This window comes from Pseudomonas palleroniana (genome assembly GCF_003031675.1).
Classification (GTDB): Bacteria; Pseudomonadota; Gammaproteobacteria; order Pseudomonadales; family Pseudomonadaceae; genus Aquipseudomonas; species Aquipseudomonas palleroniana.
In genome coordinates this window covers 16,428-34,803 of the sequence record NZ_PYWX01000015.1, presented here as the reverse complement: position 1 = coordinate 34,803, position 18,376 = coordinate 16,428, and the positions used below count along the sequence as shown (strand labels likewise).

Annotated in this window: 18 protein-coding genes; 10 read left to right on the top strand and 8 right to left on the bottom strand. The window is 61.3% G+C overall.

The features are described 5' to 3' along the window. Positions 1-172: 172 nt before the first annotated feature. On the bottom strand, positions 173-1,357 hold the full coding sequence (gene desA / locus C9383_RS05140) for a delta-9 fatty acid desaturase DesA (protein WP_060755532.1): 1,185 nt from the start codon (positions 1,355-1,357) through the stop codon (positions 173-175). A gap of 166 nt (positions 1,358-1,523) precedes the next feature. Between desA and dibA the strand changes: the two genes are divergently transcribed. The 6 genes from dibA to C9383_RS05110 all read left to right on the top strand — a co-directional run bounded on the left by dibA (position 1,524) and on the right by C9383_RS05110 (position 7,873). Beyond that, positions 1,524-3,437, top strand: coding sequence for a phosphodiesterase DibA (dibA, locus tag C9383_RS05135; RefSeq protein ID WP_090367589.1), 1,914 nt, complete (start codon positions 1,524-1,526; stop codon positions 3,435-3,437). Positions 3,438-3,736: 299 nt separating this feature from the next. Beyond that, complete coding sequence (gene oscA / locus C9383_RS05130; protein WP_060755534.1) at positions 3,737-3,919, top strand: sulfur starvation response protein OscA; 183 nt, start codon at positions 3,737-3,739, stop codon at positions 3,917-3,919. 66 nt (positions 3,920-3,985) lie between these two features. Further along, positions 3,986-4,996, top strand: coding sequence for a sulfate ABC transporter substrate-binding protein (locus tag C9383_RS05125; RefSeq protein ID WP_060755535.1), 1,011 nt, complete (start codon positions 3,986-3,988; stop codon positions 4,994-4,996). 188 nt (positions 4,997-5,184) lie between these two features. Continuing rightward, a complete protein-coding gene (gene cysT, locus C9383_RS05120; RefSeq protein ID WP_090367587.1) occupies positions 5,185-6,003 on the top strand; it encodes a sulfate ABC transporter permease subunit CysT in 819 nt (272 codons plus the stop codon). A 13-nt stretch (positions 6,004-6,016) separates the two neighbouring features. After that, positions 6,017-6,889 (top strand): sulfate ABC transporter permease subunit CysW, encoded by an 873-nt coding sequence (gene cysW / locus C9383_RS05115; protein WP_090367585.1) that lies wholly within the window; start codon positions 6,017-6,019, stop codon positions 6,887-6,889. A gap of 3 nt (positions 6,890-6,892) precedes the next feature. Next, the gene (locus C9383_RS05110) at positions 6,893-7,873 is read left to right on the top strand and encodes a sulfate/molybdate ABC transporter ATP-binding protein (RefSeq protein ID WP_090367583.1); all 981 of its coding nucleotides are present in this window, start codon (positions 6,893-6,895) and stop codon (positions 7,871-7,873) included. A gap of 154 nt (positions 7,874-8,027) precedes the next feature. Here the strand turns inward: C9383_RS05110 and C9383_RS05105 are convergent, their stop codons facing one another. Next, the gene (locus C9383_RS05105; RefSeq protein WP_090367581.1) at positions 8,028-8,555 is read right to left on the bottom strand and encodes an Mpo1 family 2-hydroxy fatty acid dioxygenase; all 528 of its coding nucleotides are present in this window, start codon (positions 8,553-8,555) and stop codon (positions 8,028-8,030) included. An 83-nt stretch (positions 8,556-8,638) separates the two neighbouring features. Between C9383_RS05105 and C9383_RS05100 the strand changes: the two genes are divergently transcribed. Then, positions 8,639-9,325 carry a Crp/Fnr family transcriptional regulator gene (locus tag C9383_RS05100; protein ID WP_090367579.1) on the top strand — a complete coding sequence of 229 codons (687 nt, stop codon included), beginning with the start codon at positions 8,639-8,641 and terminating at the stop codon, positions 9,323-9,325. Positions 9,326-9,333: 8 nt separating this feature from the next. Here the strand turns inward: C9383_RS05100 and uraH are convergent, their stop codons facing one another. The 3 genes from uraH to C9383_RS05085 all read right to left on the bottom strand — a co-directional run bounded on the left by uraH (position 9,334) and on the right by C9383_RS05085 (position 11,360). Continuing rightward, the gene (gene uraH / locus C9383_RS05095; protein WP_090367577.1) at positions 9,334-9,744 is read right to left on the bottom strand and encodes a hydroxyisourate hydrolase; all 411 of its coding nucleotides are present in this window, start codon (positions 9,742-9,744) and stop codon (positions 9,334-9,336) included. A 25-nt stretch (positions 9,745-9,769) separates the two neighbouring features. After that, complete coding sequence (locus C9383_RS05090; protein WP_090367575.1) at positions 9,770-10,243, bottom strand: GlcG/HbpS family heme-binding protein; 474 nt, start codon at positions 10,241-10,243, stop codon at positions 9,770-9,772. Between the two features lie 112 nt (positions 10,244-10,355). Next, positions 10,356-11,360, bottom strand: a complete 1,005-nt coding sequence (locus C9383_RS05085) for an AraC family transcriptional regulator (protein ID WP_090367573.1) — start codon at positions 11,358-11,360, stop codon at positions 10,356-10,358. A gap of 101 nt (positions 11,361-11,461) precedes the next feature. Between C9383_RS05085 and C9383_RS05080 the strand changes: the two genes are divergently transcribed. Beyond that, a complete protein-coding gene (locus C9383_RS05080; RefSeq protein ID WP_090367571.1) occupies positions 11,462-12,532 on the top strand; it encodes a fatty acid desaturase in 1,071 nt (356 codons plus the stop codon). On the opposite strand, the gene C9383_RS05075 is transcribed toward C9383_RS05080, so the two are convergent. Together C9383_RS05075 and C9383_RS05070 are read right to left on the bottom strand one after the other, a co-directional pair. After that, a complete protein-coding gene (locus C9383_RS05075) occupies positions 12,519-13,334 on the bottom strand; it encodes an ABC transporter ATP-binding protein (RefSeq protein ID WP_090367569.1) in 816 nt (271 codons plus the stop codon). The genes C9383_RS05080 and C9383_RS05075 overlap by 14 nt on opposite strands. Beyond that, positions 13,331-14,941 carry an ABC transporter permease gene (locus C9383_RS05070; protein ID WP_060755546.1) on the bottom strand — a complete coding sequence of 537 codons (1,611 nt, stop codon included), beginning with the start codon at positions 14,939-14,941 and terminating at the stop codon, positions 13,331-13,333. Before C9383_RS05070 ends, C9383_RS05075 begins: the two co-directional genes overlap by 4 nt. Before the next feature lie 287 nt (positions 14,942-15,228). Between C9383_RS05070 and C9383_RS05065 the strand changes: the two genes are divergently transcribed. After that, positions 15,229-16,230, top strand: a complete 1,002-nt coding sequence (locus C9383_RS05065) for an ABC transporter substrate-binding protein (protein WP_060755547.1) — start codon at positions 15,229-15,231, stop codon at positions 16,228-16,230. Between the two features lie 103 nt (positions 16,231-16,333). On the opposite strand, the gene C9383_RS05060 is transcribed toward C9383_RS05065, so the two are convergent. Further along, a complete protein-coding gene (locus C9383_RS05060) occupies positions 16,334-17,254 on the bottom strand; it encodes a LysR family transcriptional regulator (protein WP_090367567.1) in 921 nt (306 codons plus the stop codon). A 152-nt stretch (positions 17,255-17,406) separates the two neighbouring features. On the opposite strand from C9383_RS05060, the gene C9383_RS05055 reads away from it, so the two are divergent. After that, positions 17,407-18,312: a TauD/TfdA dioxygenase family protein gene (locus tag C9383_RS05055; RefSeq protein WP_090367565.1), complete on the top strand. Its 906-nt coding sequence runs from the start codon at positions 17,407-17,409 to the stop codon at positions 18,310-18,312. The last annotated feature ends 64 nt before the right edge of the window (positions 18,313-18,376 follow it).

Below are 18,376 nucleotides of genomic sequence, written 5' to 3'. Positions count from 1 at the left end.
CGGTGGCAAGCCAAACTCAGCGTGCTGTCAAGTCAAGGCGAGCGCTCTACCTTGGGCGATCGAGCTTGCTCGGGTTGGACTGCGCAGCAGTCCCAGCCAAACCAAAGGCTGGGGCCGCTTTGCGGCCCAGCGGGAGCAAGCGCCCTCACCATAGGAGGGCTTTGAGTACCAGTCAGGCCGCTGCAGGGCGCAGCGAATAGGTCTTGAGCTGGTGAGCAAAATCGCGCAGGGATTGGATGCCGCTGGCCTCGGCCTCGTGCACCCATTCCTTGATCGCCGCCAGCATGTCGTGGCCATTGGAGCTGGTCTTCACCCAGATCTGCTGCAGCGCCAGGCGCTTCTCGTAGATCACGGTCAGCGCGTGGCTGTGCTCCAGCATGTTCTGGATGCGCAGGTGGTGACGGTCATCCAGCAGGCTGGTTTCCCGCGAGAGCAGGCGCTTGGCACGGTGGAACTGGTGACGCACCGAGTGATCGACTTTCTCCAGCTCCTGCTTGACCAGCGGCCCGATCACCAGCTTGCGGTACTGCGCCATGATCTGGAAGCGGTTGTTGAGGATCGCCATGGCGGTGTCCATGTCCAGGTGGCCCTTGCCCTCGACGCGGTGCGCGATAGGCGCAACGCGCTGCACCTTGGCCAAGCGCAGGAAGCTGAATACCTTGATCCACGCCCAGCCCAGGTCGAACTCCCACTTCTTGACCGACAGCTTGGCCGAGTTGGGGTAGGTATGGTGGTTGTTGTGCAGCTCTTCGCCGCCGACGATGATGCCCCAGGGCACCAGGTTGGTGGCCGCGTCTCGGCATTCGAAATTGCGGTAGCCCACGGCATGCCCCAGGCCGTTGATCACACCGGCGGCCCAGAACGGAATCCACATCATCTGGATCGCCCAGATGGTGATGCCGATAGTGCCGAACAGCAGCAGGTCGATCACGCCCATGATCGCCACGCCCAGCAACGGGTAGGGCGTGTAGATTTTGCGTTCGATCCAGTCGTCCGGGCAGTTCTTGCCGTAGATGCGCAGGGTCTCGGGGTTTTCAGCCTCGGCCCGATACAGCTCGGCACCTTTGCGCAGCACTGTGGACAAACCTTTGATGACCGGGCTGTGCGGGTCGTCGACGGTTTCGCATTTGGCGTGGTGTTTACGGTGGATGGCCGTCCACTCGCGGGTGTTCTGCGCCGTGGTCAGCCACAGCCAGAAGCGGAAGAAGTGTTTCAGGCCGGCATTGAGCTCCAGGGAGCGATGGGCCGAATAACGGTGCAGATAGACGGTGACCCCGACAATGGTCACGTGGGTCATCAACAGCGTGACTGCCACCAGTTGCCAGGCTGACAGGTCAAGAAAACCGTTGTACCACATAGGCTGTATGGCCCTCAGATAAAGAAAAAGACAGCTCACGCATTATCACTAAGCCAACAGAGAAAACCAGCCACCGTTTCAGATAGGAGTGACTGGATGTTTCTTATTCTATAATCCTCAGCCTTTGTAGGGCGATTCTGTTTTTTTGGTAAGGATTACTGAAGATATGCTGTATTCATACCGAGGAGCCCTACGCGTAGGGCTGGTGTACCTGCTGGTTTCCGTTGTGTGGCTCCAGCTCAGCAACCACCTATTGATCAACTTTCTCGATAACCCGTCGGAGTTGGGACGCTGGCTGCAGGCGCGCGGCTACGTGTGGGTGGGCCTCAGTGCGCTGGTGATCTACCTGATCTGTGCGCGCTTTGCGCGTACACACCAGGTGCAGCAGCCCTTGAAGGAGAATCGCGAGCGCCTGCAACAGGCTGCCGCAGTGTTCGATTGCACCCGCGAAGGGGTGCTGGTTACCGACGCTCGGGGGGTGATCGTGCACGTCAACCGCGCCTTCATGGCGATCACCGGCTACAGCGGCGAAGACGTCATGGGCAAGCGGCCGAGCCTGTTCAAATCGGGGCGCCACTCGTCGAATTTCTACCAGCAGATGTTCCAGACCCTGGAGCGCACCGACGAATGGAGCGGTGAAATCTGGAACCGGCGTAAAAGCGGCGAGATTTATCCACAGTGGCAAACCATCCGCGTGATCCGCGATGACCAAGGCAAGGCCACTCACTACGTGGCGGTCTTTTCCGATATCAGCGCCATCAAGGATTCCGAGCACGAACTGGCCCGCCTGGCCCATCATGACCCGCTGACCGACTTGCCCAACCGCCTGCTCTTCAGCGACCGTGCCCACCAGGCATTGACCTCGGCGCAAGTGCATAAACGTGGCTGTGCGTTGCTGTTGATGGACCTGGACCACTTCAAGATCATCAACGACAGCCTCGGCCACACCACCGGCGACCAGTTGCTCAAGGCGGTGGGGGAGCGCTTGAAAGGCCTGTTCGGCCCCGGCGTCACGCTGGCGCGCCTGGGTGGGGACGAGTTCGCCGTGTTGGTGGAAAGTTGTCCACAGGTGGTTCAGGCGGCTGCATTGGCCCAGAGAATGCTCGATGCGATGCAAGAGCCGTTCGTGTTTGACGGCAACCAGCTGTTTATCAGTGCCAGCATCGGTATCAGCCTGTTTCCCAGCGATGCCCTCAGCGCCGAACAGCTGCTGCGCAATGCCGACTCGGCCTTGTTCAAGGCCAAGAGCGCCGGGCGCGAAGGTTACGCGCTGTACACCGAAGAACTCACCGCCCATGCCCAGCATCGGGTGGAAATCGCCGGTGAATTGCGCCGCGCCCTTGAGCAGCAAGAGCTGCGTGTCTACTACCAACCCGTGCATGACCTGCAAGACAGCCGCCTGATCGGCGTCGAAGCCTTGGTGCGCTGGCAGCATCCGGAGCGTGGCCTGGTGCCGCCGGGTGAATTTATCCCGATCGCCGAGCGCACCGGGCTGATTGCCGACATTGATGCCTGGGTGATGCACGAAGCCTGTCGCCAGATGTGCCAATGGCTGGCTGAAGGCGCGCCGCTGAGTTTTATCGCGGTCAACGTGTCCAGCCGTTTGTTCGCCCGACGCGAACTGTACGAACAAGTTGCCCAGGTCTTGCACAGCACTGGCCTGGCGCCGGCGTTCCTGGAGTTGGAAGTCACGGAAAGTGCGGTGATGGATGACCCTGAGGTCGCCCTGGAGCAACTGCACCGCCTGCGTGAACTGGGCTTGCGCCTGGCCATCGATGATTTTGGCACCGGCTATTCCTCGCTGCTGCGCCTCAAGCGCCTGCCGGTGCAGAAGCTCAAGATCGACCAGGGCTTTGTCGCCGGGTTGCCGTGGGATGAAGACGATGCGGCCATTGTGCGCGTGGTGATCGCCCTGGCGAAAAGCATGGGCATGCAAGTGCATGCCGAAGGGATTGAGCAGGTGGAGCAGGCAAGGTTTCTGTTGGAGCAGGAATGCGATATGGGCCAGGGGTATTGGTTTGGGCGGCCCATGCCGGCGGCGGAAATCGACTGGTCCCGGGCGCCTGCGATCCGCCCTTGAAGATGGCCAAGTGTGGGAGGGGGCTTGCTCCCGATAGCGATGGGTCAGGTTGGAAACTCTTGGCTGACCCACCGCTATCGGGAGCAAGCCCCCTCCCACATGTGGAACGTCACTGGGCTTGATTTCAGCGAATGAAGATAAAAAACCTTTGCAACTCCAAGTCTTGCCAGAAAATTCTTTCTGGTTATATAAACATTCTTAAATAGTATTTTTAAGAATATCCGCGCTTATCTACTATCGCTCTCACGCCGCAAGCAGTGCCGCCACTGCGAGGCACTATTCATTTCAGGAGCGAGACCATGAGCGCATCTCTACGTAGCGTCGACGGCCAGGACGAAGCAGCCATTTTGCGTGAGATCCAGAGCGCCTTGCGCGATCTGCGGTTTGGCGCGGTGGAAATCACTGTGCACAACGCTCAAGTGGTACAGATCGAACGCAAGGAAAAATTCCGTTTGCAGAACCCGGGTAACAAACCGAACTAAGCAACTACGGCGATAGACCCCGCAACTATAAGAAAAAGCCAACACCCCGAATTTCAGGAGCCTTCTATGTCGTCGATTCGCCGTTATGCCTTGGCCGCCCTGGCCAGTGCCGTGTTTGCCGGTTCCGCCGTTGCCAAGGACTACGAGTTGCTCAACGTCTCGTACGACCCGACTCGTGAGCTGTACCAGGACTACAACGCTGAGTTCACCCAATTCTGGAAACAGTCCCACCCGGATGACAACGTCAAGATCCAGCAATCCCATGGCGGTTCGGGCAAGCAGGGCCGGGCGGTGATCGACGGCCTGCGCGCTGACGTTGTGACGCTGGCGCTGGCCGGCGACATCGACGAAATCGCCAAGCTGGGCAAGACCCTGCCGGAAAACTGGCAAACCCGCCTGCCGGACGCCAGCACCCCGTACACCTCGACCATCGTGTTCCTGGTGCGCAAGGGCAACCCCAAAGGCATCAAGGATTGGGGCGACCTGATCAAGAAAGACGTTTCGGTGATTACTCCGAACCCGAAAACCTCCGGCGGTGCTCGTTGGAACTTCCTCGCCGCCTGGGCCTACGGCCTGAAGGCTGGTGGTAGCGAAGCCAAGGCCCAGGAATACGTGAAAGAGCTATTCAAGCACGTCCCTGTGCTGGACACCGGCGCCCGCGGCTCGACCATCACCTTCGTCAACAACGGTCAGGGTGACGTGTTGCTGGCCTGGGAAAACGAGGCGTTCCTGGCGTTGAAAGAAGACGGCGGCGCCGATAAGTTCGATATCGTCGTACCGTCCCTGTCGATCCTCGCGGAGCCGCCGGTGGCCGTAGTCGACAAGAACGCCGAGAAAAAGGGCAACACCGAGATCGCTACCGAGTACCTGAAACACCTGTACAGCCCGGCTGGCCAGGAGATTGCGGCGAAGAACTTCTACCGCCCACGCGATGAGAAAGTCGCTGCAAAATACGCCCAGCAGTTCCCGAAACTGGACCTGGTGACTATCGACAAAGACTTCGGCGGCTGGAAAACTGCCCAACCGAAATTCTTCAATGACGGTGGTGTGTTCGACCAGATCTACACGGCGCAATAAGCCAAATTATCTGTTGGAGCCCGCTTTCCGTGGCGAGGGAGCTTGCTCCCGCTGGAGCGCGAAGCGCTCCCAAACCGGCAACGCAGTCGCCTGGTTTTGGGGCTGCTGCGCAGCCCAGCGGGAGCAAGCTCCCTCGCCACGATAGGTTCGCTACCGCAGTGGTATGTCACCGCTAACCAAGGACTCTTATGTCGCGTCGTATTTCCCCCGTCATACCCGGCTTCGGGCTGACGCTGGGCTACACCGTGGTGTACCTCAGCCTGATCGTACTCATCCCCCTGGCGGCGATGTTTGTACACGCCGCTCAACTCACCTGGGATCAGTTCTGGAACATCATCAGCGCACCACGGGTGGTGGCGGCGTTGAAACTCAGCTTCAGCACCGCGCTGTATGCCGCCCTGATCAACGGCGTGATCGGCACGCTGCTGGCCTGGGTGCTGGTGCGCTACACCTTCCCCGGACGCAAGATCATCGATGCGATGATCGACCTGCCGTTTGCCCTGCCCACCGCCGTGGCCGGTATCGCGCTGACTGCGCTGTACACGCCTAATGGCCTGGTTGGCCAGTTCGCTGCGGACCTGGGCTTCAAGATCGCCTACACCCCGTTGGGTATCACCCTGGCGCTGACCTTCGTCACGTTGCCATTCGTGGTGCGTACGGTGCAGCCGGTGCTCGCCGATATCCCCCGGGAAGTTGAAGAGGCCGCCGCCTGCCTGGGCGCCAAGCCGCTGCAGGTTTTCCGCTACATCCTAGTGCCTGCGTTGTTGCCTGCCTGGCTGACCGGCTTCGCTCTGGCATTTGCCCGAGGCGTGGGTGAATACGGTTCGGTGATTTTCATCGCCGGCAACATGCCGATGAAAACCGAGATCCTGCCGTTGCTGATCATGGTCAAGCTCGATCAGTACGACTACCGCGGCGCCACTTCCATCGGCGTGTTGATGCTGGTGGTTTCCTTTGTCTTGCTGCTGCTGATCAACTTGTTGCAGCGGCGCATCGAACGTCCATAAGGAGGCGCGGAACATGTCCCAATCGTCTATTTCCGCCGCGTCCTCGGCCAACGCTGCCCGGCGTGGCAGTGCCGTATCGCGACGTATCCTGATCGGCCTCGGCTGGCTGGTGTTTGCACTGTTCCTGCTGCTGCCGCTGTTTATCGTGGTGTCCCAGGGCTTGAAGAACGGTCTCGGTGCGTTCTTCACCGCGATCCTCGAACCCGACGCGCTGTCGGCGCTGAAGCTCACGGTGATCGCGGTAGTGATTTCGGTGCCGCTCAACCTGGTGTTCGGCGTCAGCGCGGCATGGTGCGTAAGCAAATATTCGTTCCGTGGCAAAAGCATCCTGGTGACGCTGATCGACCTGCCGTTTTCGGTTTCACCGGTGATCGCGGGCCTGGTCTATGTACTGATGTTCGGGGCCCAGGGGTTCTTTGGCCCATGGCTGCAAGCGCATGACATCCAGATCGTATTCGCCTTGCCCGGCATTGTGCTTGCCACCATCTTCGTCACCGTGCCTTTCGTGGCGCGTGAGTTGATCCCGCTGATGCAGGAGCAGGGCACTCAGGAAGAAGAGGCAGCGCGCCTGCTCGGCGCCAATGGCTGGCAGATGTTCTGGCATGTGACCGTGCCGAACATCAAATGGGGCCTGATCTACGGCGTGGTGCTGTGCACCGCCCGGGCCATGGGCGAGTTCGGCGCGGTGTCGGTCGTGTCCGGCCACATTCGTGGCGTGACCAACACCCTGCCGCTGCATGTCGAGATTCTCTACAACGAATACAACCACGTTGCCGCGTTTGCGGTGGCCAGCCTGTTGCTGATCCTGGCGCTCTTCATCCTGCTGCTCAAGCAGTGGAGCGAGAACCGTATCAACCGCCTGCGCAAAAGCGCCGGTGAGGAATAAGTCATGTCGATCGAAGTCCGTAATGTCAGCAAGAACTTCAACGCCTTCAAGGCCCTGAACAGCATCAATCTGGACATCCAGAGTGGCGAGCTGGTGGCGTTGCTCGGCCCGTCCGGCTGCGGCAAGACCACCTTGTTGCGCATCATCGCGGGCCTTGAGACCCCGGACGCCGGCAATATCGTGTTCCACGGTGAAGATGTGTCCGGTCACGACGTGCGTGATCGCAACGTCGGCTTCGTGTTCCAGCACTACGCGTTGTTTCGCCACATGACCGTGTTCGATAACGTCGCCTTCGGCCTGCGCATGAAGCCGAAAAACCAACGCCCGAGCGAAAGCCAGATCGCGGGCAAGGTACACGAGCTGCTGAACATGGTGCAGCTCGATTGGCTGTCCGATCGCTACCCGGAACAACTCTCCGGTGGCCAGCGCCAGCGTATCGCCCTGGCCCGTGCCCTGGCGGTGGAGCCCAAGGTGCTGCTGCTGGATGAGCCGTTCGGTGCCCTTGACGCCAAGGTGCGCAAGGAGCTGCGCCGCTGGCTGGCGCGCCTGCACGAAGACATCAACCTGACCTCGGTATTCGTGACCCATGACCAGGAAGAGGCCATGGAAGTCGCCGACCGTATTGTGGTGATGAACAAAGGCGTGATCGAGCAGATCGGCTCACCGGGCGACGTCTATGAAAACCCGGCCAGTGACTTTGTGTACCACTTCCTCGGTGACTCCAACCGTCTGCATCTGGGCGAGGACCAGCACGTGCTGTTCCGGCCGCACGAAGTGTCGCTGTCACGGCATGAGCTGGAAGACCACCACGCGGCTGAGGTGCGCGATATCCGTCCATTGGGGGCCACCACACGGGTAACCCTGAAGGTCGAAGGCCAGAGCGAGCTGATCGAGGCCGAAGTGGTGAAGGATCACGACAGCCTGATCGGCCTGGCGCGGGGCGAAACGCTGTTCTTCAAACCCAAGGTCTGGCAAAAAGCCTGACAGGCTCGCAAACCCAATCTGAATGGGGCCAATCTGAGATAGGACCAATCTGAAATGGGGCCAATGTGGGAGGGGGCTTGCTCCCGATAGCGGCGGGGCAGCGGCAGATAAGCTGGCTGATCCACCGCCATCGGGAGCAAGCCCCCTCCCACTTTTAGACTTCCCTCGGTTTCAGATCGCGGCGTGCCACAGGGCCTGAGCGCTGTTCGATCTGCTCTTTCAGGCCATGGCGCAACCCCAGCAAAAACGCCAACTCCGCCACCACAAACAACGGCCCGACGATCAGCCCCGACACATCATCCACAAACGCAGGCTTGCGGCCTTCGTAGTAATGCCCGACAAACTGAATCACCCAGCCCACCACAAACAGACCGATGCCACTGCTCAGCCACACTGTCGTGTTCTGCGCTGCGAGTGCGTGCCCGGCCCACACCGACAAACCCATCAATACCGTCATCAACACGCCCAGCGCCAGCTCCAGGCGCAGGTAAAACCACGCCGAAAACAACGCCAGCAACACCGCGGGTGATAACCACAGCCCGCCTACCGCCCACTCGGGGCGTGACAGCAGCACGGCAACTGCCACTACGATGAGTGGGATGCCGATAAAGTGGCTGGCGATATTGCGCGGGTCGCGATGGTAGGCGGCATATTGACTGAGGTGGTCGACGAGGCTTTTCATTGTTGTTCCTCCTGTAGGATGTTTGATCATGCCCTGTCAGCCAGCGACTGACTGTCAACTGGCCGACAATCTTCGGAGTTCTCATGGACACAGAGCAATGGCACTCACGGCTGGCCGCCGGGCATTGGTTCAGCCATTTGCCTGAGCCTTTTCAGCATAGCCTGCTGGCCCATGCCCGGTTGCGGCAGCTGGAGGCCGGGCAATACCTGTTCAAGCGTGGCGACCCGCCTTGCGGCCTGTATGCGGTGCTGGACGGCGCGGTACGCATCAGCGCGGTGAATGCCCAAGGCAAGGAAGCGGTATTGAGCCTGGTTGAAACGCCTTACTGGTTCGGCGAAATCTGCCTGTTCGATAACCTGCCGCGCACCCACGATGCCCTGGCCATGGGCGCCTGCACGCTGTTGCAGGTGCCACAGGTGGCGCTGCTTGGCGTCCTCGAACACCATCCGGCGTATTGGCGCGACCTGGCCTTGTTGATGAGCCACAAGCTGCGCCTGTCGTTGATCAATATCGAACAGATGAGCCTGATGCCCGCGTCCGCACGCCTGGCCCACCGGCTGCTGATGATCGCCGAGGGCTACGGTGAAACCGACCAGGTGCGGCGCACCCTGCAACTGCCCCAGGAGGATCTTGCGGCGATGCTGGGCCTGTCACGCCAGACCACCAACAGTCTGCTCAAGGCCCTGGAACAGCAGGGGACCATCGGCCTGAGTTACGGCGCGATTGAAGTCCTGGATTTGCAGGGCCTGCGGCGCGCCGCAGGCACCTGAGTGAGGAACTACGAGCCGCGATAGGTGGAGAACCCGTAAGGGCTGAGCAGCAGCGGGATGTGGTAATGCTGGTCGGCCTGCTTGACCTGGAAAATCACCGGTACCTCGGGGAAGAATGTCTCGCGGTTGGCCTTCTTGTAATAGTCGCCGGTCTTGAACACCACGCGATACTCACCCGGCGTCATGCTGCGGTTGGCGGGGAATAGTTCGGCGATACGGCCCTGCTGGTTGGTGACACCTTCGGACAGTGGCTGCCACTGATTGCCGACCTGCTGCTCCAGGGTCACGCTGACGCCGGCGGATGGCAGCCCATTTTCCAGGTTGAGTACATGCACGCTCAACGGGTTGCCATCGGCCAGGGCCAGGTTGCACAAGCCACTGAGGCTGAGGGCGGCGAGGGTGATGCTGAGGGTTTTCATCGAGAACTCCTTGTCAGGGGAAAAATCAGAGGGAAATGCTCAAGCCCAGTTGTTGGGCGGCCTGCACGGCGCAGGTTTCGTCTTGCGCTGCGCCACCGGCCCCGGCAACGCCCAGCGCACCGACCAGTTGTGCATCGGCAAACAGCGGCACGCCACCACCGAGCAACAGCAGCTCGGGCAAGCTATTGAGGTTGGCGGCCTCGGGGTTGTTGCGCGCCCGTTCGGCGAACAACCGGGTCGGGGTTTTGGTCGAGAGCGCCGTGTACGCTTTGCGCTGGCTGGCGAGGCTATTATGCGGGCCGACGCCGTCGGCGCGCAGGCTCAGCAGCAGGTTGCCGCCGCGGTCCACTATGGTCAGCGCGGCGTTGCAGTGCTCAAGGCCGGCGTCGGCCAGTTGGCGTGCAGTATGCAGATCAAGATCGGCATGGCGGGGCAACGGCGGGGCGGCCAACACCCCGGTGCAGACGGCAAGGCTCAAGAACAAGGCATGGCGAGGCATAAGGACGACTCCGGAAAACAGGTCGCCACTCTAGGCGGTGAACAGGGTCAGAAACCGCACAATTTAATGACAGGTTTGTAATCAAACCCGGCCGCAACCAGCACGGCATCCTCTAGCGCAACCCCTCGCGAAACTGCCCCGGTGTCATCCCCGTCCAGCGTTTGAACGCCCGGTTGAAACTGCTGGTATCGGCAAACCCCAGCAGGTGGCTGATTTCAGCCAGTGAAGAGTGCGGGTCGCGCAGGTGCAACAACGCCAGGTTTTCCCGGCAGTCGTTGAGCAAGGTATCGAAGCGGCAGCCTTCATCCGCTAGATGGCGTTGCAAGCTGCGCAGGCTCAAGTGCAGTGCCTGGGCGATCCGTTCGGCACTCGGCTCACCGTCGGGCAACTGTGCCTCGATAGAGGCCCGCACCTTGCGCTCCCAGGTCAGCGGTTGCAATTGGGCGAGGGTGCGTTTGAGCACGGTTTCGTTGTGTTCGGCCAATTCGGGGTTGGCATCGTCCAAGTGGCTATCGAAATCGTGGGCGGCGAATTCCAGGCGGTCTTCTGCGGCGCCGAAAAACAGCGGCGCGCGAAACACCGTGTGCCACGGCTTGGGGTCGGCCGGTTCGGGCCGCCGCAAGTACACCGCCAAGGGAGCGTAGTCACGGCCCAGGCGATTGCGGCAGGTGCGCACATAAATCGCCGCAAACGCGTCAATGGCTTCGAGCGCCGGTGCCGGGCTGCCTGGCGGTTGTAACAGACGGAAGCGGTAGCGCTCGCCATCGCCGCTCAACTCCAGGGTCAAGGCATCGCTGACCACCTGGTGATAACGCACGATGCGCTCGAACACCTCGCGCAAGCTGCCGCTGGCCACCAAGGCATAACCCAGTGCATGAAAGGTGGTGGGACTGACGAACCGCGACACCCGCAGGCCAATCGCCGGATCGCCGCTGGCCTGTACCGCCAGTTGCCACAGGCGCGTGGTCGCCGACAGTGGATAGCGCGCATTCGGGTCGTCCATCTGCTGTGGGTCGAGGCCGGCCTCCGCGCACAACGCGGCACTGTCGAGGTCCAGGGCGTCGAGCTGTTTGCGCAAGGCGCGGGTCCAGCTGGCGAGGGAGGTGGGTTCAGTCATGGCGATTGGCGCTTGCGGTCAACAGGTTGGCGTGTGGGGCTGATGCCCTGGCGCACCGCTTGGGCCAGGATGCACCTATCCATAGACAAGAGGATGGAAGCATGGACGGTACTTCTGCAAGTCCCCAACAGATGAACGCACAACAACGCTCGGCGCACATCCGTGACGTGGTGCTGGCCGAAGGGCTGCGGCTGCGCCGGCGCCACCCCTGGTTGCTGCATCAGGATGCACTGGGCGCGGGCATCCTGGCGTTTGCGCTGGTCGGCATGCTGGGCTCGGCTGCGCTCTACATCAGCGGGCACCTAGCCTGGTGGGTGTGCCTGCTGCTCAATGCTTTTCTGGCCTCATTGACCCATGAGTTGGAGCACGACCTGATCCACAGCATGTACTTTCGCAAGCAGCGCCTGCCCCACAACCTGATGATGGGCCTGGTGTGGCTGGCGCGGCCGAGCACGATCAACCCCTGGATACGCCGGCATCTGCACCTCAATCACCACAAGGTCTCCGGTACCGAAAGCGATATGGAAGAGCGCGCCATCACCAATGGTGAACCCTGGGGGTTTGCGCGATTGCTGATGGTGGGCGACAACGTGATGTCGGCGTTTATCCGCATGCTGCGCGCCAAGACCTGGAACCACAAATTGAAGATTCTGAAACGTTCGCTGCTGGTCTACGCACCGCTGGCGCTACTGCATTGGGGGGCGTGGTATGTGTTTCTGGGCTTCCATGCCGCCAACGGCATTGCCGGCCTGATGGACACGCCGATTGGCTGGTCCGACGGTACTTTGCAGATGATGCAGGTGATCGACATCGCCGCCGTGGTGATCATCGGCCCCAACGTGCTGCGCACCTTCTGCCTGCACTTCGTCAGCTCCAACATGCATTACTACGGTGATGTGGAGCTGGGCAATGTGATCCAGCAGACCCAGGTGTTGAACCCCTGGTGGTTGTGGCCGTTGCAGGCGTTCTGCTTCAACTTCGGCAGCACCCATGGCATCCACCATTTTGTGGTGAAGGAGCCGTTTTACATTCGCCAGATGACGGCCAAGGTGGCCCACAAGGTCATGGCCGAGATGGGCGTGCGCTTCAATGACTTCGGCACGTTTGCCCGTGCCAATCGCTTTGAGCGCCAGGAGCGCCCCGACGCCGCGCTGTCTTTCAGCAAGCAATAAAGGCCAGGGGCAGATCGCGGATCTGCTCGCGCACGGGCGGCTGGTAATGGCCATCACTGGTCAGTTCGTGCAACAGCTCTTCGCGCAACTGGTGGAACTCGAAGCTGCTGCGCTGGCGCGGATGCGGCAAGGCGATGTTCACCACCTGCTTGATCCGCCCTGGCCGGGGCTCCATCACCACCACGCGGTCGGCGAGGAAAATCGCTTCTTCCACATCGTGGGTCACCAGCACCGTGGTGATCCTGGCGCGGGTGCGGATAGCCAATAACTCGTCCTGCATCTGCTGGCGGGTCAGTGCATCCAGGGCGCCGAACGGTTCGTCCAGCAACAGGATGCGCGGGCTGGCCACCAGGCCACGGGCGATGGCGACCCGTTGCGCCATGCCGCCGGACAATTGGTGAGGATAGGCGCGGGTAAAGTCAGTCAGGCCGACCAGCGCGATAAAGTCGCTGATGCGCCGGTCGCGTTCGGCTTCGCTCAGCGCTTCGTTGACCAGGCCCAGGCCGATGTTTTGCGCCACCGTCAGCCAGGGGAACAAGCGGTGCTCCTGGAACACGATGCCGCGCTCCCCGCCGATGCCGCGCACGGCTTTGCCGTCGACCTGGATCTCGCCGCGAAACTGCGTGTCGAGCCCCACGAGCAGGCGCAGCAGGGTGGATTTGCCACAGCCACTGGAACCCACAATCGCGACAAACTCGCCTTCGGCGATGTCCAGGTTGAATTCGCGGATGGCTTCCAGCGGGAAGCCGTCCACATCAAAGGTTTTGCCCACATGGTTGAAGCTGACGATAGCTGCGTTCATACGTGTCTCCAGCGGGTGGCGCGGGTTTCGATGCGTTGGCCGATCAGGTTGAGAGTGGCGCCCGTGAGGCCGACCAGCAGCATGCCGCTCATGATCAGGTCCATGCGCAACAGCTGCTGGGCGCCGATCATCAGGCTGCCGATACCGCCGTTGGAAGGCATGAAGTATTCCGCGCCGATGGTGCCCAGCCAGGCGTAAATCAGGCTCAGGCGCAGGCCGGCGAAAATGCCCGCCGCCGCCCCCGGCAGTACCAGGTGGCGCAGGCGTTGGAACAGGTTCAGGCGCAGCACCTGCGCGGCTTCGCGCAGCTGCGGCGACAGGTTCAAGACGCTGCGTTGGGTGGCAATAAACAGCGGGAAAAATGCCGCCAGCGCGATAAACACCGACTTGGCCGCTTCACCCAGGCCGAACCAGGCGGTCAACAGCGGCACCCAGGCGAAAATCGCGATCTGGCGCAACGCGGCCAACGATGGGCCGAGCACCCGCTCACTGCGTCGCGACAAGCCCAGCCACAGGCCCACGGCAAAACCCAGCCCGCCGCCCAGCAGCAGGCCGGCGAGCGTGCGCCCCAGGCTTTTGCCCAACGCACTGCTCAAGCTGCCATCCAGCACGCCGGCGATCGCGCTGTGCAGCACGGTCCACGGGCTGACCAGAATGTTCGGGTCTACCCACGCCTGTTGCGTCGCGACTTGCCACAACGCCAATAACAGGAGCGGCAACAGCCACGGTTGCAGGCGCTGCCAGCCGGTATAGCGTGGCCCGCGCCGGATCTGCGCGGTGGCCGGGTGGGGCCAATGCACCCAGAGGCGATCCAGCCAGCCGACGCCACGATCCATCACCACACCCAGCACGCCGATGACCACGATGCATACGAAGACGATATCGAGCATGAACAACTGGCGCGCCCAGACCATCAGGTAGCCGATGCCTTCGCTGGAGGCCAGCAGTTCCACCGCCAGCAACGATGTCCAGCCGGCTGCCAGCGCCAGGCGCACCCCAGCCATGAACGCCGGCAGCGCGGCGGGCAGGATCAGTCGGCGGATCAGCAGGTGAGCGGGCAGGCGCAGCACGCGGGCCGCTTCGCGCAACGTGGGCTGGGCGTCGCGTACGCCGACCAGGGTGTGCAGGGTGACGGGCACCACGATCGCCTTTACCAGCACCACCAGTTTCAGGGTTTCGCCGATGCCGAAAAACACCATGAACAACGGAATCCAGGCCAGGGTCGGCACTTGTGACAGCGCACTGAAGGTAGGGAATACCAGGCGCTCGGCGCGTGCACTGAACCCCAGCAACGCGCCCAGTAAAGCCCCGGTGCCGATACCGGCCAGCAACCCCCAGAACAGGCGTTGCAAACTGATCGCCAGGTGGCTCCACAGCTCGCCTCCAGCCAGTTCCACTGCGCTGCTCCACACCAGCGCAGGCGGCGGCAGGATCTGCTCGCTCATCCAGTGATTGCGGCTGGCCAACCACCACAGTGCGAATAACGTCAGGGGCAGCAGCCAAGGCAACAGGCGTTCGCCAAGGTTCGGCCAGCGCCGCGCCGCACCTTTGGCCGCATCGGTGGAGGGGGCCGCGAGCGGTAGGCTCAAAAGTGAAATCCGGGCCATGGAGGACCTCCGTTGTTGCCGAGGGCTTTATGTGATTTTGATCTTACAAAAACTCAATCAAGATGATTGGGGGATAAGAAAATCATTTAAAGCTTCCGTCCGACACGCATCCAATGCATTCGAAGAATATTTTCGATGCTGTTGATGCATAGCCCTCTGGAGCCAGCGGTTTAGCTTGCATAGTGCTAAAAGCTATTAAATTGTGAATTTATAGTATTTAAAGTTTTGATCGGCCTATGCCTACTTTCTGCTCCCCAGGCGACCTACGCCCACCAGGAGCTGAGCTTATGAAACTGCCTTTCAAACGACTGATCACGCTGTTCGCGGGCACCGCGTTGGCCGGCCTGGTGCACGCCGCCGACCTCAAGGAAATCCGCATCGCCGTGCCTGACCTGAGTGCCGGCAGCCAGCACAGTGGCGGTGGCATTACCGACGTGCTGCACAGCCAGCAGATTTTTGAAAAGGCTTTTGCCGACCAAGGCATCACGATCCAGTGGAATTACTTCAAGGGCGCCGGCCCCGTGATCAATGAAGCGTTTGCCAATGGCCAGGTGGATCTGGCTTACCTGGGCGACCTGGCGGCGATCATCGGACGTTCCAATGGCCTGGATACCCGCCTGCTCAGTGCCTCGGCGCGAGGTGTGAAGCACTACCTCGGCGTGGTGCCGGGTTCGGGCATCAAGACCCTGCAAGACCTCAAGGGCAAGCGCGTTGCAGTGTTCCGGGGCACGGCCAGCCAGTTGTCGTTCGACGCTGCCTTGGCCAGCCAAGGCTTGAGCGAGAAAGACCTGAAGGTCATCAACCTGGACTTCAATGCCGCCGTGGCGGCGCTGGCGGCCAAGCAGATCGACGCCACCTGGGGCAGCTCGGGCCTGAGCGCGCTGCAGGCCAAGGGCCTGGCTGAGATCCCCTTGACCACCAAGGACCTGGGCGGCGCGGGCAGTGTCCAGGCGGTGCTGGTGGGCAGCGGCAAATTTGTCGACGAGCACCCGCAGGTCGTGGCGAAGTTGCTCAAGGCCCAGCAGCAGGCCGTGCAGTGGTTGACCGATGACAACCACAAGCAGGCTTACATCGAGCTGGTGTCGGAACGCGCCAGTTACCCCGCCGTGATCCTGACCAACGATTTGAAGGACCAGAAACTCAGCGAGATTTTCCCTTCGACCCTGGACCCGGTGTTCCTTGGCAAATTACAGAATGCGGTGGACTTGGCGTCGAAGGAGCGGCTGATTCGCAAGCCATTCCAGGTGAGTGATTGGGTGGTGCCGAATCTGGCGGCGGCGGGGCTTTGAGGTTTTGGGGGTCTGGGCTATCGCCATCGGGAGCAAGCCCCCTCCCACAGTTGAAGGTATTCACAGATCAACTGTGGGAGGGGGCTTGCTCCCGATGAGGCCCTCAAACCGCTAAACGAACGGCCTGACTGTCCACTTCCACCAATGTCTCGATCATTGCCTTCGCCGCCGGCGACAACCGCGAGCCGGTGCGGCTGACCACGCCGCATCGCGCACTCATGGTTTCCATGTTTTGCGGCAGATTGCGCCAGTGCAGCAGCACCAGGGTGCCCCGGGCGATGTCTTCGGCAAACGCTTCCTCGGTGCCCACCCCTATGGCATTGGACTGCAGCACGATCTTCACCAGCGCCGGGAAATGCTCGGTCTGGATACTCGGTGAAAAGTCCATACGCCCACTGAGGTTCGCCAGCAGCTTGCGGATGCCTTGGGAGATCAGTGGGGAGGCGAGCGGGTAGTCGAACATGTCGTTGGTCGACAGGCTGTCCTTGGCCAGCAGCGGGTGGCCCGGGCGGCAGAAAAATACGCCGCGCTTGGGCGTCAGTGCGCGGGTCTGGAAGTTCGGGTCGGCTTCGAACTGACGAATGTCGGCAATGAAGAATTCGATCTCTTCACGGCTCAGGGCGCGGCTGAGTTTTTCCCAGTTATCCACCTGGAAATGCGTGCGGATTTTCGGGTGGTCGGTGATAAAGCGTGCCACCGCATCGGGTACCAGTTTCACGGCCGGGGCCGGGCCGCAACCGAAGCGCAGGTCGCCGGCGTCAAGCTTGGTCATGCGCGTCACTTCACTGCTCAACAAGGCGGCGCCATGCACCAGGCTCAGGGCATGTTGCAGCACCACCTGGCCTTCCGGAGTGGGGCGCAAATCTTTGTGGCCACGGTCTACCAGTACACAGCCGAACTCTTGCTCCAGCCCCTGGATGCTGCGGCTGAACGCCGGTTGGGTGATACCCATGGCGTCTGCTGCGCGCACGAAACTGCGGTGTTCGTTGAGGGCGATGAAGTACCGAAGTTGGCGAAGATCCATATGCTTTCCCGGCATCTGAAAAATAGGTCGAAGGCATTTGCGACCCTGGGAGCTGAGGTTTTAAATGCAAGCTCTTATTCCGTCAACGAAGCATATGTTGATTTGCTAGATCTAAATTGCATATCAATAGAGCGCACTAGAGGGTCGTCACCATGAGCAACGCCGCATTAGCTGTTCAACACGTGCCCCAGGCACTGGACATCCACCCGGTCGCCGGGCGTATAGGGGCCGAGATCCGTGGCATCAAACTGTCTGGGGAGCTGGACGCCGCGACGGTCGAGGCCATCCAGCAGGCCCTGGTGCAGTACAAGGTGATCTTCTTCCGCGAGCAGACCCACCTGGATGACCAGAGCCAGGAAGCCTTCGCCCACTTGCTCGGCGAACCGATCGCGCACCCGACGGTGCCGGTCCGCGACGGCACGCGCTTTCTGCTGGAGCTGGACGGCACGCGCGGCCAGCGCGCCAACTCCTGGCACACCGACGTGACCTTCGTCGACGCCTACCCCAAAGCCTCGATCCTGCGTTCGGTGCTGGCACCCAAGGCGGGTGGCGATACGGTCTGGGCCAATACGGCCAGCGCCTACAACGACCTCAGCATCGAACTGCGGGCCCTGGCCGACAACCTGTGGGCGGTGCACAGCAACGAATACGACTACGCCGGGCGCAAGCCGGATGTGTCGGTGGAAAAGCTTGAGGAATACCGCAAGGTGTTCACCTCCACGGTGTACGAAACCGAACACCCGGTGGTGCGTGTGCATCCGGTCAGTGGTGAGAAAACCCTGCTGTTGGGGCACTTCGTCAAGCGGCTGAAGGGTTATTCCCAGGCCGATTCGACACAGCTGTTCAACCTGCTGCAAAGCCATGTCACCCGCCTGGAGAACACTGTGCGCTGGCGTTGGAACACCGGCGACGTGGCGATCTGGGACAACCGCGCCACCCAGCATTACGCGGTGGATGACTACGGTACCCAGGAGCGCATCGTGCGTCGGGTGACGCTCAAGGGCGACGTGCCGGTGAGTGTGCAGGGGCAGCGCAGTCAGACGACAAAGGGACTTTGAGCGGCAAGTTTTCAGCGACAAGCTACAAGTAAAAGCCACCTGGCTCTTACTTGTAGCTGCTCCC

Coding starts and splice junctions, on each gene's coding strand:
- C9383_RS05085 (WP_090367573.1), bottom strand. CDS start 11,360: ATGACTGAACCCACCTCCCTCGCCAGCTGGACCCGCGCCTTGCGCAAA.
- C9383_RS05070 (WP_060755546.1), bottom strand. CDS start 14,941: ATGGCCCGGATTTCACTTTTGAGCCTACCGCTCGCGGCCCCCTCCACC.
- desA (WP_060755532.1), bottom strand. CDS start 1,357: ATGTGGTACAACGGTTTTCTTGACCTGTCAGCCTGGCAACTGGTGGCA.
- C9383_RS05090 (WP_090367575.1), bottom strand. CDS start 10,243: ATGCCTCGCCATGCCTTGTTCTTGAGCCTTGCCGTCTGCACCGGGGTG.
- C9383_RS05075 (WP_090367569.1), bottom strand. CDS start 13,334: ATGAACGCAGCTATCGTCAGCTTCAACCATGTGGGCAAAACCTTTGAT.
- C9383_RS05080 (WP_090367571.1), top strand. CDS start 11,462: ATGGACGGTACTTCTGCAAGTCCCCAACAGATGAACGCACAACAACGC.
- uraH (WP_090367577.1), bottom strand. CDS start 9,744: ATGAAAACCCTCAGCATCACCCTCGCCGCCCTCAGCCTCAGTGGCTTG.
- cysW (WP_090367585.1), top strand. CDS start 6,017: ATGTCCCAATCGTCTATTTCCGCCGCGTCCTCGGCCAACGCTGCCCGG.
- C9383_RS05105 (WP_090367581.1), bottom strand. CDS start 8,555: ATGAAAAGCCTCGTCGACCACCTCAGTCAATATGCCGCCTACCATCGC.
- C9383_RS05055 (WP_090367565.1), top strand. CDS start 17,407: ATGAGCAACGCCGCATTAGCTGTTCAACACGTGCCCCAGGCACTGGAC.
- cysT (WP_090367587.1), top strand. CDS start 5,185: ATGTCGCGTCGTATTTCCCCCGTCATACCCGGCTTCGGGCTGACGCTG.
- C9383_RS05125 (WP_060755535.1), top strand. CDS start 3,986: ATGTCGTCGATTCGCCGTTATGCCTTGGCCGCCCTGGCCAGTGCCGTG.
- C9383_RS05100 (WP_090367579.1), top strand. CDS start 8,639: ATGGACACAGAGCAATGGCACTCACGGCTGGCCGCCGGGCATTGGTTC.
- C9383_RS05065 (WP_060755547.1), top strand. CDS start 15,229: ATGAAACTGCCTTTCAAACGACTGATCACGCTGTTCGCGGGCACCGCG.
- dibA (WP_090367589.1), top strand. CDS start 1,524: ATGCTGTATTCATACCGAGGAGCCCTACGCGTAGGGCTGGTGTACCTG.
- oscA (WP_060755534.1), top strand. CDS start 3,737: ATGAGCGCATCTCTACGTAGCGTCGACGGCCAGGACGAAGCAGCCATT.
- C9383_RS05110 (WP_090367583.1), top strand. CDS start 6,893: ATGTCGATCGAAGTCCGTAATGTCAGCAAGAACTTCAACGCCTTCAAG.
- C9383_RS05060 (WP_090367567.1), bottom strand. CDS start 17,254: ATGGATCTTCGCCAACTTCGGTACTTCATCGCCCTCAACGAACACCGC.